This is a genomic window from Vibrio tarriae, assembly GCF_002216685.1.
GTDB classification, from domain to species: Bacteria; Pseudomonadota; Gammaproteobacteria; order Enterobacterales; family Vibrionaceae; genus Vibrio; species Vibrio tarriae.
Genome location: NZ_CP022353.1, coordinates 2,262,349 through 2,278,095, shown reverse-complemented (window position 1 = coordinate 2,278,095; position 15,747 = coordinate 2,262,349). Strand labels below are relative to the sequence as shown.

The following is a 15,747-nucleotide window of genomic DNA, read 5'->3' as shown; positions in this document are numbered from 1 at the left end:
CGTCAACGCCGACCTTTTTGTTTATCCCCGTGTTTTTATTTAGAAAGTGCAAATTCTCAGCGCTTTGGTTAATTTGCCAACGGTTGAGTTGTTTTGCCGAGTTTTCACCAAGAAAGTGTTTGACATATTTTTGGTAAATCGTAATATGTGCCTCCGCAAGACGGTGAGGTGGCCGAGAGGCTGAAGGCGCTCCCCTGCTAAGGGAGTATACGGTTTATAGCCGTATCGAGGGTTCGAATCCCTCCTTCACCGCCATTTCTTGCAATGCTTATTTCGATAAGCCACAGCGCGTCCGTAGCTCAGCTGGATAGAGTACCTGGCTACGAACCAGGCGGTCAGAGGTTCGAATCCTCTCGGACGCGCCATATTCTTCTGGAATATGAAAGTGGTGAGGTGGCCGAGAGGCTGAAGGCGCTCCCCTGCTAAGGGAGTATACGGTTTATAGCCGTATCGAGGGTTCGAATCCCTCCCTCACCGCCATTTATTGGCCTATGGTCAATTTTTTTGTTCTAGAAGAAAATATTTGTGATATAGTTCACAACCTGCGCGCTCGTAGCTCAGCTGGATAGAGTACCTGGCTACGAACCAGGCGGTCAGAGGTTCGAATCCTCTCGAGCGCGCCACCATTTAAAGCTCCTGAATTTTCGGGAGTCGATTGTGAAAACAATCAAAGCCTGCGCGTCCGTAGCTCAGCTGGATAGAGTACCTGGCTACGAACCAGGCGGTCAGAGGTTCGAATCCTCTCGGACGCGCCACTCTTATCTCGTAAGAGAGAAGGGTAATACCCTGATACTGAAATATCAGTATCGAATCATTAAATATTGCGCGCTCGTAGCTCAGCTGGATAGAGTACCTGGCTACGAACCAGGCGGTCAGAGGTTCGAATCCTCTCGAGCGCGCCACTATTTAAAGCTCCTGAATTTTCGGGAGTCGATTGTGAAAACAATCAAAGCCTGCGCGTCCGTAGCTCAGCTGGATAGAGTACCTGGCTACGAACCAGGCGGTCAGAGGTTCGAATCCTCTCGGACGCGCCACTTTTATCTCGTTAAGAGAGAAGGGTAATGCCCTGATACTGAGATATCGGTATCGAATCATTAAACATTGCGCGCTCGTAGCTCAGCTGGATAGAGTACCTGGCTACGAACCAGGCGGTCAGAGGTTCGAATCCTCTCGAGCGCGCCATATTAGAAGCCCTGCATGAAAATGCAGGGCTTTTTTTACATGTCGCAAACACCTCATTTACCCTTGCGCTACAACTTATTGTTTTGTGAAGGATATTCCCCGCTATATTAACTTCATCGCAGTATTTGCCCCTCTTTCGCGCTAAGTTAGCTTCAGTCGGTCAAAAAGCAGCCTCTTGGCCTTGCACTTGTGCTGGTTTTCAATCTCAGGTGATGATTTATTGTTCCAGTTTGTGCCAGAGCTAAAAGAGTGCTTGTAACCAAATTGACAATTATTGTTCAGTCGAGATAATCCCACTTCTTCTGCGTTAAGCGCAAAAAATGTGCACAAGCCGAAGAATGTCAGGATGACACGCAAAGGAAGCAACATGACACATATTGGAAGTCTCTTATTGGATGCCGCCACTCTGATGGTCACCGGAATGGCTGTGGTATTCCTATTTCTTACTCTTCTCGTTTATCTCGTTCAGTTTATGTCCCGTGTGATACCGCAAGAGGTACCCGAGGCTGCTGCAACGCCCAAGAAAAGTCAAAAAGTTCAACCAGTCACTGATTCCGTTAGCCCACAAGTCGTGGCGGCAATCGCTGCGGCTGTGCATCAGCACCGCAGTGCGACAGCGAAACAGTAGTCTGGATTACAAGGATTAAAAGGAGTTAATGAGCATGTCTAAACCATTAGCCATCACCGATGTCGTCCTACGTGACGCCCACCAATCACTCTTTGCTACGCGTATGCGTATTGAAGATATGCTGCCGATCGCGGCTGAGCTGGATAAAATCGGTTACTGGTCGTTGGAAACTTGGGGTGGAGCGACGTTTGATGCTTGCATCCGTTTCCTTGGCGAAGATCCATGGGAACGTCTACGCGCTTTGAAAAAAGCGATGCCGAATACCCCAATGCAGATGTTACTGCGCGGCCAAAACTTACTCGGTTATCGCCATTACGCGGATGATGTCGTCGAGAAATTTGTCGAGCGCGCCCATGCCAATGGCATGGATGTATTCCGTATTTTTGATGCGATGAACGATGTGCGCAATTTTGAAAAAGCGGTAAAAGCGACGATTGATGTGGGCGCTCACGCGCAAGGCACGCTCTCTTATACCACGAGCCCTGTGCACAATACGCAAACTTGGGTGGATTTAGCAAAGCGCCTTGAAGATCTCGGCTGCCACTCTTTATGTATCAAAGACATGTCGGGTCTGCTCAAACCTTATGAAGCCGAAGAGTTAATCTCACGTATTAAGTACTCTTGCGCGGTGCCTTTGGCGCTCCATTGTCACGCGACAACGGGTTTATCTACGGCTACGGCAGTCAAAGCGGTGGAAGCGGGGATTGATATTCTTGATACGGCGATTTCCTCAATGAGCCAGACTTATGGCCATACGCCGACGGAAACCGTGGTCGCTATGCTGCAGGATACGCCACGTGATACACAACTTAAATTGGAGCAACTTGAACCGATCGCCGCGTATTTCCGTGAGGTTCGTAAAAAATACGCCAAGTTTGAAGGTCAGTTAAAAGGTGTGGATTCGCGCATTCTGATTGCGCAGGTGCCCGGTGGCATGCTGACCAATATGGAAAGCCAGTTGAAAGAGCAAGGTGCGGCGCACCGTATCGATGAGGTATTGGAAGAGATCCCACGCGTTCGTCAGGATCTTGGGTATATACCATTGGTGACACCCACCTCGCAGATTGTTGGTTCTCAAGCGGTGATCAACGTATTAACGGGTGAGCGCTATAAGAGCATTACCAAAGAAACCGCAGGCGTCCTTAAAGGTGAATACGGTGCAACGCCTGCTAGCGTGAATGCTGAGCTGCAAGCGCGCGTATTAGAAGGTGGACAAGCGATTACTTGTCGTCCTGCTGATCTGCTGCAAGATGAGCTGGACCATCTCACTAAAGAGCTGCTTGAAAAAGCGCAAGTAGAAAAAATCACCTTAGCGGATGCGAAGGTAGACGATGTTCTGACTTATGCGCTGTTTCCACAAGTTGGCCTGAAATTCCTGAAAAATCGCCATAATCCAGAGGCGTTTGAACCTGCGCCCGGCAAAGAGCCCGCTCCGGTGGCTACCGCCCCTGCGAGCACCAAACCTGCAGCAGGTATCGAGAGCTACAGTGTGAAAGTGGACGGCGTGGTGTATGACGTTGAAGTGGGTCCACAAGGTCAATTGACCTCAGTGGTACCTGCTGGCCAAAAAGCAGCACCAAAACCGGTGGTTGCAACAGCCACTCAAGGCGCAGAAGCGGTTGCTGCACCGTTGGCGGGAACCATTTTCAAAATTCAAGTTGAACAAGGCGATGAAGTTGCAGAAGGTGATGTGCTTATCGTGTTAGAAGCGATGAAGATGGAAACCGAAATTCGTGCAGCGCGCAGTGGTGTGATTCAGGAACTGCATGTCAAAGAAGGCGATAGCGTTCGCGTTGGCGCATCACTGTTAAGCTTGGCATAAGGGAAAGTCATGGACGGATTAATCACCTTATGGCAAGAGACGGGGATTGCCAATTTTGAGCTAGGGCAGATCATCATGATCTTGGTCGGCTGTATGTTACTGTTTCTGGCCATTCGTAAAGGCTTTGAGCCGTTATTGCTGCTGCCGATTGGTTTTGGTGCGGTGTTAGCCAATATTCCTAATGCAGGATTTACCGAGCCCGGAGGCTTGCTGTACTACGTTTACCATATCGGTATTGAGTCAGGCGTTTTCCCATTGCTGATCTTTATGGGTGTGGGGGCGATGACGGACTTCGGTGCACTGATTGCCAACCCGAAAACCTTGTGGTTAGGCGCTGCGGCTCAGTTAGGCATTTTTGCTACCTTGTTCGGCGCCATTTTGCTCAACTTTGTACCGGGCATGGAATTCACCATGGCTGATGCCTCGTCGATTGCGATCATTGGCGGAGCGGATGGTCCAACGGCCATTTTCCTCGCCAGCCAGTTGTCGCCGGATCTGCTTGGGGCAATTGCGGTCGCTGCGTATAGCTATATGGCATTGGTTCCGATTATTCAGCCACCGATCATGAAGGCCTTGACGACGCCGGAAGAGCGCAAAATCAAGATGGCTCAGCTACGCCACGTGGGTAAAACCGAGAAGATCGTGTTCCCACTTGTGGTGCTGCTAATGACCATTCTGTTTTTGCCTGCGGCAACACCCTTGGTCGGCATGTTCTGTTTGGGGAATTTGATGCGTGAAGCGGGTGTGGTGGATCGTTTGTCCAAAACTGCGCAAAACGAGCTGATCAATATCGTCACAATCTTCTTAGGATTGGGAGTTGGCTCAAAACTGAAAGCTGATACTTTCCTCAATTTGGAAACCTTAGGCATTTTGGCACTCGGGGCGGCCGCTTTCAGTATTGGCACGGCGGGTGGAGTGATCATGGCGAAGATCCTCAATAAATTTTCCAAAGAGGATATCAACCCATTGATTGGTGCTGCAGGCGTTTCTGCGGTACCTATGGCGGCTCGAGTAGTGAATAAGGTGGGCTTAGAAGCTAACCCGCAAAACTTCTTGTTGATGCATGCCATGGGGCCAAATGTGGCTGGTGTTTTAGGCTCGGCGGTTGCGGCGGGTGTACTGCTGGCTCTAGTAGGTTAACCATAAGTTGGTTACACCTTGCTCAAAATAGCGATGCAAAGTTAACGGCTTAAAAGAAATTGGTATATATTCAAAGGGATGCTTCGGCATCCCTTTTTATTCGCGCGATAGGGATAGTGGAAATGGAAAACAAACGAATCGTCATTACCCAATTTGGTACACCGGATGTGTTGGCCATGCAAAGTACGCCAATTCCAACCCCCAAAGCGGGTGAAGTATTAGTGAAAGTTGCTTTCGCGAGTGTTAACCCTATCGATGTGAAAACCCGAGCGGGGTTAGGATGGGCGGCGGCACAAAATAAAGACAAACTGCCGTGGACACCCGGTTACGATATCTCAGGACGAGTCATGGCTGTGGGAGAGGGGGTAACTCGTCTTAAAGAGCGGGATAATGTGGCGGGATTTATTGGATTTCCACTGCGAGGTGGGGGTTATAGCCAATATCTCTGCGTGCCAGAACAAGAACTGAGTGTAGTGCCTGATGCGGTAACGCTCGAAGCGGCTGCCGCACTGCCTCTTGCTGGGCAAACCGCTGCGCAAGCCTTGAGCAAAGCGCAGGTCCAAGAAGGTGAACGTGTGTTAATTCTTGCGGGGGCGGGGGGCGTTGGGCATATCGCGGTGCAAATTGCACTCGCCGCTAAGGCAGAAGTATTTACCACTTGCAGTGAAGCGAATTTAGATTATCTGGCGACGCTTGGCGCTCATGCGATCAATTACCAATTTTCGCCCGTCTCTCAGCGTTTAGAAGAGGTGGATGTGTTGATCGATCTGGTGGGGGGAGAGGCAGCGTTGGATGCGCTTAAATGCCTAAAAGATAACGCTCGCGTCATTACTGTACCGACGTTAACCGCCGAGCTTATCTGCGAAAAAGCCAAGCTACTCGGTTTTGAAGCTACGGGCATGTTGGTAGATCCGAATCCAGAGCAGCTCGATACCATGCTGTATATGGTCAGTGTCGGGCTACTGAAAATCGAAATTCAGCACATCTATTCACTGTTAGACGCGGCGCAAGCGCATGAGCAGATTGAATCCGGACACACGCGAGGCAAGTTGCTTCTTGATATGAAATGCTAGAGTGGTGGAATGACTCTTCTGCGCTACTCACTTCTCTCTTTGCTGAATCGCCGCTGAGCTTACTGTTCTGGAGTGGTTTTCTCAGTGCAACATTATTACCGGGCGGCTCAGAAGCGGCGTTGTTGGCGAGTTTATCGCTCGCTCAACATCCGGTTTGGCTCATCGTTGCGGTGTCAACGGCCGGGAACACTTTAGGTGGCATGACCAACTATTGGTTAGGTTTATGGCTGCCGCATCGAACTGATTCGCAAAAACAAGGTCATAAAGCCAAGCTCTGGTTGCAGCGTTACGGTTATTGGGCGTTGCTTGGGAGTTGGTTGCCGATTATTGGTGACCCACTCTGTTTAGCGGCAGGTTGGCTACGTTTAAACGTACTCCCTGCATTTTTGATGATTTTGATTGGTAAGGCGCTGCGTTATTCATTGCTTGCTGCGTTGTATTACGGTTTGTTTTAAGGAGATGTGATGAGAAAAGTCGGGTTGTTTGGATTTTCTCTTTTGTTATTAGTGGGATGCAGTAGTTCTGACTCATCGCTGACGCTGTTTTCTTCTTTGCCGAAAGGCGTCACCTTGGTCGAAGAGGTGAAAGCCGAACCGGGTAAAGTCATGATCCCGTACTCGAAGTATCGTTTGGATAATGGACTGACCGTGATCCTTTCACCGGATGACTCCGATCCCTTGGTGCATGTTGATGTAACCTATCACGTGGGTTCCGCTCGTGAGGAGATTGGTAAATCTGGCTTTGCTCATTTCTTTGAGCACATGATGTTCCAAGGCTCTAAACATGTCGGTGATCAGCAGCATTTTCGTTTGATCACTGAAGCGGGCGGTTCGCTCAATGGCACCACCAACCGCGACCGTACCAACTATTTTGAAACGGTTCCTGCCAATCAATTAGAAAAAATGTTGTGGCTTGAGGCGGATCGAATGGGCTTTTTGCTCGATGCGGTTTCGCAGCGCAAGTTTGAGATCCAGCGTGATACCGTGAAAAATGAGCGCGCTCAGAATTATGACAACCGCCCTTATGGCTTGATGTGGGAAAAAATGGGTGAAGCGCTTTATCCCGAAGGGCATCCTTACTCTTGGCAAACGATTGGTTATGTCAGCGATTTAGACCGAGTTGATGTCAATGATTTAAAAGCCTTTTTCCTACGTTGGTATGGCCCAAATAATGCGGTGTTAACCATAGGTGGTGATCTGGATGTGAAACAGACCTTAGCTTGGGTACAACAATACTTTGGCTCGATTCCGAAAGGCCCAGAAGTAGTGGATGCACCGAAGCAGCCAGCACGTTTGAGTGAAGATCGTTTTATTACGTTGGAAGATCGTGTGCAGCAGCCGATGCTGCTGATTGGGTGGCCAACGCAATATTTGGGCGCAGAGGATCAAGTCGCACTGGATGCTCTAGCCACTGCCCTAGGCAGTGGCAACAACAGCCTGCTCTATCAAGAGCTGGTGAAAACTCAAAAGGCAGTTGATGCGGGCGCATTCCAAGACTGTGCTGAGCTCGCTTGTACCTTTTATGTGTATGCCATGGCTCCCTCGGGAGCCAAAGGTAAGCTTGCCCCACTGTATCAAGAAACTCTGCAAGTGCTGGAAAAGTTTAAGCAGCAGGGCGTCTCTGCTTCGCGTCTAGAACAGATCATCGGCTCAGAAGAGGCCAGTGCTGTATTTGCGCTAGAGAGTGTCGAAGGCAAAGTTAGCCAACTGGCCGCCAACCAAACTTTCTTTGACCAGCCAGATCGCATCGAAAGCCAGCTAGAGAAAATCCGCGCAGTGACACCAGAGTCGGTGCAGCAGGTGTTCACTCTCTATCTGGATGGCCAGCCGAAAGTGACACTCAGTGTAGTGGCAAAAGGCAAAACGGACTTTGCGGTACGTTCGGCAACCTTTATCACTCCGGAACGTCAACTGCCGGAATATCAAAGAATTGGTGATGAGCAGCTTTCCTATCGCGAAGCCAAAGACAGCTTTGATCGCTCGCAGATGCCGCAAGTGGCACAAGCGGTTCAGCCACGTTTACCTAAACTGTACGATGTCTATTTTGACAACGGCGTACAACTGCTCGGCACGCAAACTCGTGAAACACCGACAGTGCTGATTGAAATTGAATTGCCTGCAGGTGAGCGCCAAGTCGCGATGGGGAAAGAAGGTTTGGCGAACTTAACGGCCAGCTTGCTACAAGAAGGCAGCCAAAACCGCAGCGCCGAAGCCATTCAAGCGCAACTGGATAAACTCGGCTCAAGCATTCAAGTCGTGGCGGGAGCCTACTCAACCAGCATTGTGATATCGAGTTTGAAGAAGAACCTGCCGGAGACGTTGCAAATCACCCAAGAGATGCTGCTCAAACCTGCTTTCAAACAGAGTGATTTTGCACGTTTACAGCAGCAGATGTTGCAAGGCGTGGTTTACCAACACCAGCAACCGAGCTGGTTAGCATCGCAAGCCACCCGCCAAGTATTATGGGGAGAAAGTTTGTTTGCCCGCTCCGGTGATGGTACGCAAGCTTCTATCTCTGCCTTGACCTTGAAGGATGTGAAGCAATTCTACCGTCAACATTACACCCCGCATGGCGCACAAATTGCGGTAGTGGGGGATATCAGTGCGCGAGAAATTCGTCAGCAGTTGCAGTTTATTGCCGATTGGAAAGGCGAAGCGGCCCCGCTGATTAACCCACAAGTAGTGCCAACGTTAACTAAGCAGAAAATCTATTTAGTGGATAAGCCGGGAGCGCCGCAAAGTATCATCCGTATGGTGCGTAAAGGGCTTCCTTTTGATGCCACGGGTGAGCTGTACTTAACTCAATTGGCGAATTTTAACTTAGCGGGTAACTTCAATAGCCGGATAAACCAAAATCTGCGTGAAGACAAAGGATATACCTACGGTGCGGGAAGCTATTTTGCCAGTAACCGTGAAATTGGGGCCATCGTATTTAACGCTCCAGTCCGTGCGGATGTGACCATTGAAGCGATTCAAGAAATGATCAAAGAGATGCGTCATTTCAGCCAAACGGGTATGACTGATGAAGAGATGAAATTTTTACGCCTCGCCGTCGGTCAACAAGATGCGCTGATGTATGAAACACCCGCGCAGAAATCCCAACTTGTTTCAAGTATTCTGACTTACAGTTTAGATCGCGACTATTTGCAGCAACGCAATGAGATAGTGAAAAGCGTTGATCGCTCAACACTCAATGAGCTGGCAGCTAAATGGTTCAATCCTGATGATTACCAAATCATTGTGGTGGGCGATGCAGAGCGACTCAAACCGCAGTTGGAAAAGTTAGGCATTCCGCTAGAAGGGCTTGAAATCATCCGTTAGAGTACACATTTAATAGTGGGGCGGATTGCGCCCCAAACTCGCTATGCTGCTTAAGCGCTACGCTTAACAGGCGGCGTGCGACTGGAACCACTTACATAAGCGAAGCGTATTTTGAGTAAATTTGCCGAGCGACTACAAACAGTTGCAAACAGACCAGAAGTATTTCAAAAGTTTAGCCGTGGATTAGAGCGCGAATCGCTGCGTTACACGCCGGAAGGTGCTCTCACGCAAACGCCACACCCGAAAGCACTGGGAGCGGCATTAACTCACCGTTGGATCACCACAGATTTTGCGGAGTCCTTGCTGGAGTTCATCACCCCTGTCTCGCATGAAGTCGATACTTTGCTGGCGCAGATGTCGGATATTCACCATTTCGCGCAGACCAAGCTGGGAGAAGAAAAACTCTGGCCTCTCTCCATGCCTTGTTATGTCGGCAGTGAAGAGGGGATAGTGCTGGCACAATACGGTTCGTCGAACACTGGAAAAATGAAAACCTTGTACCGTGAAGGGCTCAAGCGCCGTTATGGCAGCTTGATGCAGATTATCTCCGGAGTACATTTCAATTTTTCATTCCCAGAAAGCTTCTGGGATGCCTTGTTTGGTGAGCAAGAGGAGTCTGCTCGTCAAGCGAGTAAATCCGCGGCCTATTTTGGCGTCATCCGTAATTACTACCGTTTTGGTTGGTTGATTCCGTATCTGTTTGGGGCTTCCCCCGCACTCTGCTCGTCTTTTTTACAAGGTCGCAAAACCAATCTGCCGTTCGAGTCGATAGGTAAAACCCTGTATCTGCCTTATGCCACCTCACTGCGTTTAAGCGATTTGGGATACACCAACAGCGCGCAAAGTGTGCTGCAAATTGGTTTCAATAGCATAGAGCAGTATCTGCAAGGATTGAATGAAGCGATCCGCACCCCTTCAGCCGAGTTTGCCAAACTGGGTGTGAAAGTGGAGGGGGAATATCGTCAGCTCAATAGCAACGTTCTGCAAATTGAAAATGAGCTGTATGCGCCGATTCGTCCGAAACGTGTGACACAAAGCGGCGAGCGGCCTTCGCAAGCCCTAGCCCGTGCAGGGGTGGAATATATTGAAGTGCGCTCGCTCGATGTAAACCCATTTAGCCCGATTGGGATTAATGAAGATCAGGTTCGTTTCCTCGACCTATTCTTAGCATGGACAGCGCTGTCAGATTCTGATCCTATGGATGGCTGTGAACTGGCTTGTTGGCGCGACAACTGGCGTAAAGTGGTACTGGAAGGTCGCAAACCGGGCTTAGAACTGCAAATTGGCTGCCATGGTGAAGTGTTGACCTTGCAAGCGTGGGCTAAACGTGTGTTTGCCGATCTGCGTGTGATTGCTGAAACTATGGATGCCGCTCTCGGTGGCGATGCCTACCAAGCGGTGTGTGCCAAACTAGAGACTTGGATCGAAAATCCTGAGCTGACGCTCTCGGCACAAATCCTAACAAAAATTAAACAGCACGGCGGCTTAGGTAAAACAGGCTGCGCGTTAGGTAATGAGTACCGAGCGGTTAATTTACAGCACCAATACCAGTTCTACTCACAAGATGAGATGGAGCAGGAAGTGCGCCGCTCAACTCAAGCCCAAGCCGACATTGAAGCGAAAGAGACGCTCAATTTTGATGCTTACCTAACGCAATATTTTGCCTACCTACAGGCGGCGAGTTAATTTAGTTTTAGTGGCGCGTAGTAAGCGAGCCAGAAAGGGAGAAAGGAAATGCCATTATTAGACAGTTTTACCGTCGATCATACCCGTATGAATGCACCGGCGGTGCGTGTTGCCAAAACCATGCAAACCCCAAAAGGGGATACGATTACCGTATTTGATTTGCGTTTTACTATGCCAAACAAAGATATCTTGTCTGAGCGCGGTATCCATACTCTAGAGCATCTCTACGCGGGCTTTATGCGCAATCACCTTAACGGCAGCCAAGTGGAGATCATCGATATTTCACCAATGGGTTGCCGTACAGGTTTCTACATGAGCTTGATTGGTGCGCCGACAGAACAGCAAGTGGCACAAGCATGGCTAGCCGCGATGCAAGATGTGTTGAAAGTCGAAAGCCAAGAGCACATTCCTGAGCTGAATGAATACCAATGTGGCACCGCGGCGATGCACTCGCTCGAAGAAGCCAAAGCGATTGCGAAAAACGTGATTGCGGCAGGTATTTCGGTTAACCGTAACGATGAGTTGGCGCTGCCCGAATCTATGCTCAATGAGCTGAAGGTTCACTAAGTCGGTTCTGTGCACGTTAAAAATACAAAAGCCCGAATTTGAGTTCGGGCTTTTGTTTGACTGCTTCACTTAAACCAAACTGACTTTGGTTTTTCTTGGGTAAACTTTGACCAACTTAATCCGATTCTCTTCCAACTCGAGGATTTCCATTTTGTGCTGTGCCACTTTCACACTCAGATGGCTCGCTGGGATCTCTTCAAGGTGCTCCAAAATCAAACCGTTTAAGGTTCGTGGTCCATCGGTAGGAAGCTTCCACTTAAGGCTTTTGTTAATGTCACGAATATTGGCGCTGCCTTCAATTAAGAAGCTACCATCACCTTGTGGAGTAATTTCATCCGCTAAGCTTGGAGACATGGATGTGGTAAATTCACCGACAATCTCTTCCAAAATATCTTCGAGTGTGATTAAACCAATGATTTCGCCATATTCATCGACGATAAGGCCAATTCGCTCTTTATTGCGTTGAAACTTGAGAAGCTGAACGTTAAGCGGTGTGCCTTCAGGGATAAAGTAAATCTCATCCGCTGCGCGCAGCAGCATCTCTTTATTAAAGTCGTTCTTCTCAAGCATAAAGCGTGAAGCTTCACGCAAACGCAAAATACCGACCACTTCGTCAATCTTGTCACGGTACAGCACGACTCGCCCATGTGGTGAGTGGACCAACTGCCGCACAATCGACTTCCAATCATCATTGATATTGATGCCCGTTATCTCATTACGCGGGATCATGATGTCATTGACGGTGACGTGTTCTAAATCGAGGATCGACAGCAGCATATCTTGGTGACGGCGAGGGATGAGTCCTCCCGCTTCATTCACCACAGTACGTAACTCTTCTGAGCTTAAATGATCGCCTTTGCCATGTTTTGGCGAGATGCCGAGAATGCGGATCAAACCATTGGTCATCAAGTTAACGAACAGCACCAAAGGTGAAAGCAGCTTCATCAAAATCGTCAGTAACACGCTGCTGGCGTAAGAGACTCGCTCTGGGTAAAGTGCGGCTAGAGTTTTAGGCGTGACTTCGGCAAACACCAGAATCACTAAAGTTAATGCCCCCGTGGCAATCGCGACACCTAAATCGCCATACAGGCGCATACCGATAATGGTGGCAATCGCAGAGGCGAGGATATTGACGAGGTTGTTACCAATCAGGATTAAGCCAATCAAACGATCTGGACGATCCAGTAGCTTTTCAACACGTTTAGCGCCTTTATGGCCGCTGTTGGCCAAATGCTTTAAACGGTAACGGTTGAGAGCCATCATGCCGGTTTCAGAACCGGAGAAATAGGCGGAAATAATGATGAGACACGCGAGTAGCGCAAATAAGATACCCGTTGATATGTCGTCCAAAACGCGAATTTTCCTTATGACAGAGTTTTAATTAAAGGCTGAATCTATTGCGAGTGTCAAATGACAGCTCGATGAATCTTGTTCAGCGCAGAATGATTTCACGTACAAAACGGCTACCGAAGTAAGCCAAGGTGAGTAACGTGGCGCCTGCGACCGCAAACCAAGTCACTTTTTTACCGCGCCAGCCTTTACGGTAATGACCCCAAAGCAAAATAGAATACACAATCCATGCGACAAACGAGAGGATGCCCTTATGGGCTTTGCCTTGGGCAAACATATCTTGCACAAAGATAAAACCAGTCAACAAGGTACCCGTGAGCAGCAAGTTACCAATCAAAATGATCTTAAATAACTGACGCTCAACAAGTAGCAGAGGCGGTAAATTAGGATTGATCGAGAAGACTTTTTTACTTTTCAGCTTATGGTCGAGCCAAGCAAGCTGCAGCGCATACAAGGCACCGATGCTCAACGTTGAGTAAGAAAATAGCGCTAAAGAGATGTGCAGCAGCAGTTTGGGATCACTTTCTAAATGGGTAATAAAAGTTCCCGGTAGGAAACTGGCTGCAGAAAGGTTAATGGCAGAAAAACTGTAGGCAACAGGCAGCAAAAACCAGAGGCGAGTTTTGAACATGGCTAAGCTCATCGCTAAAGAGATGATGAAGCTAATCAAGGAAGCCACATTAAGGATACTCAGGTTTTGCCCACTGCTGTGCAGGATCAAATCACTCAGTAACCAGCCATGAAACAGCAGTGCAATCGCTGCACTGATAAACACCGTTTTTGCTCGGATCCCGGTTTGATTGACCAGCCCGGGGATGATGGTCGCAATCGACAAGAGATATAACATCGCCGCGGCAATCGCGATTAAGTTGTCCATACCTGCCACATAGATAAGGGTTAAGTGGGCGAATTATACCTTGCTCTGTGCTAATGGGCTACTTGGTATCACCTTCGTTTTTGAGAGGTTAGAGCACAAAATATGGCTCAAAATGATATTCGTGAATGTGAGCATTGGGTAACGGGTATGCCTGTCCGTTTGTCTAAGGTATACTCACGCCAATTTATCGCCGCTTAGCGAAGAGAAAAAAGATGTTTGAGAATTTAACCGATCGATTGTCCAAAACGCTGAAAAATATCAGCGGCAAAGGTCGTCTTACTGAAGACAACATTAAAGATACCCTGCGCGAAGTGCGCATGGCGCTGTTAGAGGCGGACGTTGCGCTGCCTGTCGTTCGTGATTTCGTCAATCGCGTTAAAGAAGGCGCGGTGGGGGTCGAAGTTTCCAAATCTCTGACTCCGGGTCAAGAGTTCATCAAAATCGTCCGCCAGCAACTTGAAGCGGTGATGGGCGAATCCAACGAAGCCTTGAATCTTGCCGCTCAGCCTCCAGCGGTTATTTTGATGGCCGGTTTGCAAGGTGCGGGTAAAACCACATCCGTTGGTAAACTCTCTAAGCTCCTAAAAGAGCGTGATAAGAAGAAAGTGTTGGTGGTTTCCGCTGACGTGTATCGCCCTGCGGCGATCAAACAGCTCGAAACCCTAGCCAACGATTTAGGCGTTGATTTCTTCCCATCATCACCGGATCAAAAACCGATCGATATCGCGAATGCCGCAATTGATCACGCCAAGAAGAAATTTTACGACGTACTGATTGTCGATACCGCAGGTCGTTTGGCGATTGATGAGCAGATGATGGCGGAGATCCAAGCGCTGCATAAAGCGATCAATCCGGTTGAAACGCTGTTCGTGGTCGATGCCATGACGGGTCAAGATGCCGCCAATACCGCGAAAGCGTTTGGTGATGCATTACCTCTTACGGGTGTGATTCTGACCAAGGTCGATGGTGATGCCCGTGGTGGTGCGGCGTTGTCGGTACGCCATATTACCGGTAAACCGATTAAATTTATCGGTGTCGGCGAGAAAACCGATGCCTTAGAGCCTTTCCATCCGGATCGTATTGCTTCACGCATTCTTGGTATGGGCGATGTACTGTCGCTGATCGAAGATCTGCAGCGCAACGTTGACCAAGAGAAAGCCGAAAAACTCGCGAAAAAATTCAAAGAGAAGAAAGGCTTTGATTTAGAAGACTTTCGCGAGCAGTTAGGTCAGATGAAAAACATGGGCGGCATGATGGGGATGCTCGATAAACTGCCCGGAATGTCTCAACTGCCTGCGGATATGAAAGACAAAGTGGATGATCGCGTTTTCAAACAGATGGAAGCCATCATCAACTCAATGACCATGAAAGAGCGTCAAAACCCCGACCTCATCAAAGGCTCACGCAAAAAGCGGATTGCTGCGGGTTCCGGTACCCAAGTGCAAGACGTAAACCGCCTGCTCAAGCAATTTACCCAGATGCAGAAGATGATGAAGAAAATGCAACAAGGTGGCATGAAAGGCATGATGCGTAACATGCAAGGCCTGATGGGCGGCGGTGGCCGTGGTGGCTTCGGCGGCGGTTTCTTCGGTCGTTAATTCACTCGCACGCAACCGCTTGAGTGTTCAGTGAACTTTCCAATTTGTTAACTGAATCACGGTAATTTGTAGCGCTTTAAGCTGGCGAAAAAGTAGCTAAACCCCTTGCAAAGCCTCGGAATAAGAGTAAAATCCCGAGGCTTTATTTTGGCACGAGACCCTAAACTGATTTTGTGAATTTTTTGCAAAGTGGTTTTCGGGGTTAATTTTATTTTTGAAAAGCAAAGAGGACGACATGGTAACCATTCGTTTGGCACGTCACGGCGCGAAAAAGCGTCCATTCTATCAAATCGTTGTAGCTGACAGCCGCAACTCAGCAACTGGCCGTTTCATCGAGAAAGTAGGTTTCTTTAACCCTACTGCTACTGGTCAAGAAGAAGGCCTGCGTCTAGACCTAGATCGCGTGAACCACTGGGTTTCACAAGGCGCATCTCTGTCTGATCGCGTAGCACAGCTAGTTAAAACCGCTCAAAAAGCGGCTTAATTATTACTGTTAAGTAGTAA

General features: G+C 48.8%; 12 protein-coding genes and 8 tRNA genes. 18 read left to right on the top strand and 2 right to left on the bottom strand.

The features are described from left to right. Positions 1 to 162: 162 nt before the first annotated feature. The 16 genes from CEQ48_RS16125 to luxS all read left to right on the top strand — a co-directional run bounded on the left by CEQ48_RS16125 (position 163) and on the right by luxS (position 11,418). Positions 163 to 255, top strand: a tRNA-Ser gene (locus CEQ48_RS16125). 33 nt (positions 256 to 288) lie between these two features. After that, positions 289 to 365, top strand: a tRNA-Arg gene (locus tag CEQ48_RS16120). 22 nt (positions 366 to 387) lie between these two features. Beyond that, positions 388 to 480, top strand: a tRNA-Ser gene (locus tag CEQ48_RS16115). Positions 481 to 546: 66 nt separating this feature from the next. Beyond that, positions 547 to 623: transfer RNA gene (locus CEQ48_RS16110), tRNA-Arg, on the top strand. Between the two features lie 55 nt (positions 624 to 678). Continuing rightward, positions 679 to 755 (top strand) — tRNA-Arg (locus CEQ48_RS16105). Positions 756 to 825: 70 nt separating this feature from the next. Then, positions 826 to 902 (top strand) — tRNA-Arg (locus CEQ48_RS16100). Between the two features lie 55 nt (positions 903 to 957). Continuing rightward, positions 958 to 1,034 (top strand) — tRNA-Arg (locus tag CEQ48_RS16095). A 71-nt stretch (positions 1,035 to 1,105) separates the two neighbouring features. Continuing rightward, positions 1,106 to 1,182 (top strand) — tRNA-Arg (locus CEQ48_RS16090). A gap of 367 nt (positions 1,183 to 1,549) precedes the next feature. Then, the gene (locus CEQ48_RS16085; RefSeq protein ID WP_000148780.1) at positions 1,550 to 1,810 is read left to right on the top strand and encodes an oxaloacetate decarboxylase subunit gamma; all 261 of its coding nucleotides are present in this window, start codon (positions 1,550 to 1,552) and stop codon (positions 1,808 to 1,810) included. A gap of 34 nt (positions 1,811 to 1,844) precedes the next feature. Continuing rightward, complete coding sequence (gene oadA, locus CEQ48_RS16080; RefSeq protein WP_198301178.1) at positions 1,845 to 3,632, top strand: sodium-extruding oxaloacetate decarboxylase subunit alpha; 1,788 nt, start codon at positions 1,845 to 1,847, stop codon at positions 3,630 to 3,632. Positions 3,633 to 3,641: 9 nt separating this feature from the next. Further along, positions 3,642 to 4,772, top strand: coding sequence for a sodium ion-translocating decarboxylase subunit beta (locus CEQ48_RS16075; RefSeq protein ID WP_089071932.1), 1,131 nt, complete (start codon positions 3,642 to 3,644; stop codon positions 4,770 to 4,772). A gap of 122 nt (positions 4,773 to 4,894) precedes the next feature. Continuing rightward, on the top strand, positions 4,895 to 5,845 hold the full coding sequence (locus tag CEQ48_RS16070) for an NADP-dependent oxidoreductase (RefSeq protein ID WP_089071931.1): 951 nt from the start codon (positions 4,895 to 4,897) through the stop codon (positions 5,843 to 5,845). After that, complete coding sequence (locus CEQ48_RS16065) at positions 5,839 to 6,300, top strand: YqaA family protein (RefSeq protein ID WP_089071930.1); 462 nt, start codon at positions 5,839 to 5,841, stop codon at positions 6,298 to 6,300. Before CEQ48_RS16070 ends, CEQ48_RS16065 begins: the two co-directional genes overlap by 7 nt. Positions 6,301 to 6,309: 9 nt before the next feature. After that, on the top strand, positions 6,310 to 9,165 hold the full coding sequence (locus tag CEQ48_RS16060) for a M16 family metallopeptidase (protein ID WP_198301177.1): 2,856 nt from the start codon (positions 6,310 to 6,312) through the stop codon (positions 9,163 to 9,165). A 111-nt stretch (positions 9,166 to 9,276) separates the two neighbouring features. Beyond that, positions 9,277 to 10,851 carry a glutamate--cysteine ligase gene (gene gshA, locus CEQ48_RS16055; RefSeq protein ID WP_089071928.1) on the top strand — a complete coding sequence of 525 codons (1,575 nt, stop codon included), beginning with the start codon at positions 9,277 to 9,279 and terminating at the stop codon, positions 10,849 to 10,851. Between the two features lie 48 nt (positions 10,852 to 10,899). Continuing rightward, positions 10,900 to 11,418, top strand: a complete 519-nt coding sequence (gene luxS / locus CEQ48_RS16050; RefSeq protein ID WP_089071927.1) for an S-ribosylhomocysteine lyase — start codon at positions 10,900 to 10,902, stop codon at positions 11,416 to 11,418. Positions 11,419 to 11,487: 69 nt separating this feature from the next. Here the strand turns inward: luxS and CEQ48_RS16045 are convergent, their stop codons facing one another. Both CEQ48_RS16045 and CEQ48_RS16040 read right to left on the bottom strand, forming a co-directional pair. Further along, positions 11,488 to 12,768, bottom strand: a complete 1,281-nt coding sequence (locus tag CEQ48_RS16045; protein ID WP_089071926.1) for an HlyC/CorC family transporter — start codon at positions 12,766 to 12,768, stop codon at positions 11,488 to 11,490. An 82-nt stretch (positions 12,769 to 12,850) separates the two neighbouring features. Continuing rightward, positions 12,851 to 13,645, bottom strand: a complete 795-nt coding sequence (locus tag CEQ48_RS16040) for a cytochrome C assembly family protein (RefSeq protein ID WP_089071925.1) — start codon at positions 13,643 to 13,645, stop codon at positions 12,851 to 12,853. Positions 13,646 to 13,857: 212 nt separating this feature from the next. On the opposite strand from CEQ48_RS16040, the gene ffh reads away from it, so the two are divergent. Both ffh and rpsP read left to right on the top strand, forming a co-directional pair. Beyond that, positions 13,858 to 15,243 (top strand): signal recognition particle protein, encoded by a 1,386-nt coding sequence (gene ffh, locus CEQ48_RS16035; protein ID WP_000462715.1) that lies wholly within the window; start codon positions 13,858 to 13,860, stop codon positions 15,241 to 15,243. A 235-nt stretch (positions 15,244 to 15,478) separates the two neighbouring features. Then, positions 15,479 to 15,727, top strand: coding sequence for a 30S ribosomal protein S16 (gene rpsP / locus CEQ48_RS16030; protein WP_000256449.1), 249 nt, complete (start codon positions 15,479 to 15,481; stop codon positions 15,725 to 15,727). Positions 15,728 to 15,747: the final 20 nt, after the last annotated feature.

What these genes read in the sequence shown, in the direction of transcription:
- CEQ48_RS16085 (WP_000148780.1), top strand. Translation starts at nt 1,550, where the DNA reads ATGACACATATTGGAAGTCTCTTATTGGATGCCGCCACTCTGATGGTC.
- oadA (WP_198301178.1), top strand. Translation starts at nt 1,845, where the DNA reads ATGTCTAAACCATTAGCCATCACCGATGTCGTCCTACGTGACGCCCAC.
- CEQ48_RS16075 (WP_089071932.1), top strand. Translation starts at nt 3,642, where the DNA reads ATGGACGGATTAATCACCTTATGGCAAGAGACGGGGATTGCCAATTTT.
- CEQ48_RS16070 (WP_089071931.1), top strand. Translation starts at nt 4,895, where the DNA reads ATGGAAAACAAACGAATCGTCATTACCCAATTTGGTACACCGGATGTG.
- CEQ48_RS16065 (WP_089071930.1), top strand. Translation starts at nt 5,839, where the DNA reads ATGCTAGAGTGGTGGAATGACTCTTCTGCGCTACTCACTTCTCTCTTT.
- CEQ48_RS16060 (WP_198301177.1), top strand. Translation starts at nt 6,310, where the DNA reads ATGAGAAAAGTCGGGTTGTTTGGATTTTCTCTTTTGTTATTAGTGGGA.
- luxS (WP_089071927.1), top strand. Translation starts at nt 10,900, where the DNA reads ATGCCATTATTAGACAGTTTTACCGTCGATCATACCCGTATGAATGCA.
- CEQ48_RS16040 (WP_089071925.1), bottom strand. Translation starts at nt 13,645, where the DNA reads ATGGACAACTTAATCGCGATTGCCGCGGCGATGTTATATCTCTTGTCG.
- ffh (WP_000462715.1), top strand. Translation starts at nt 13,858, where the DNA reads ATGTTTGAGAATTTAACCGATCGATTGTCCAAAACGCTGAAAAATATC.
- rpsP (WP_000256449.1), top strand. Translation starts at nt 15,479, where the DNA reads ATGGTAACCATTCGTTTGGCACGTCACGGCGCGAAAAAGCGTCCATTC.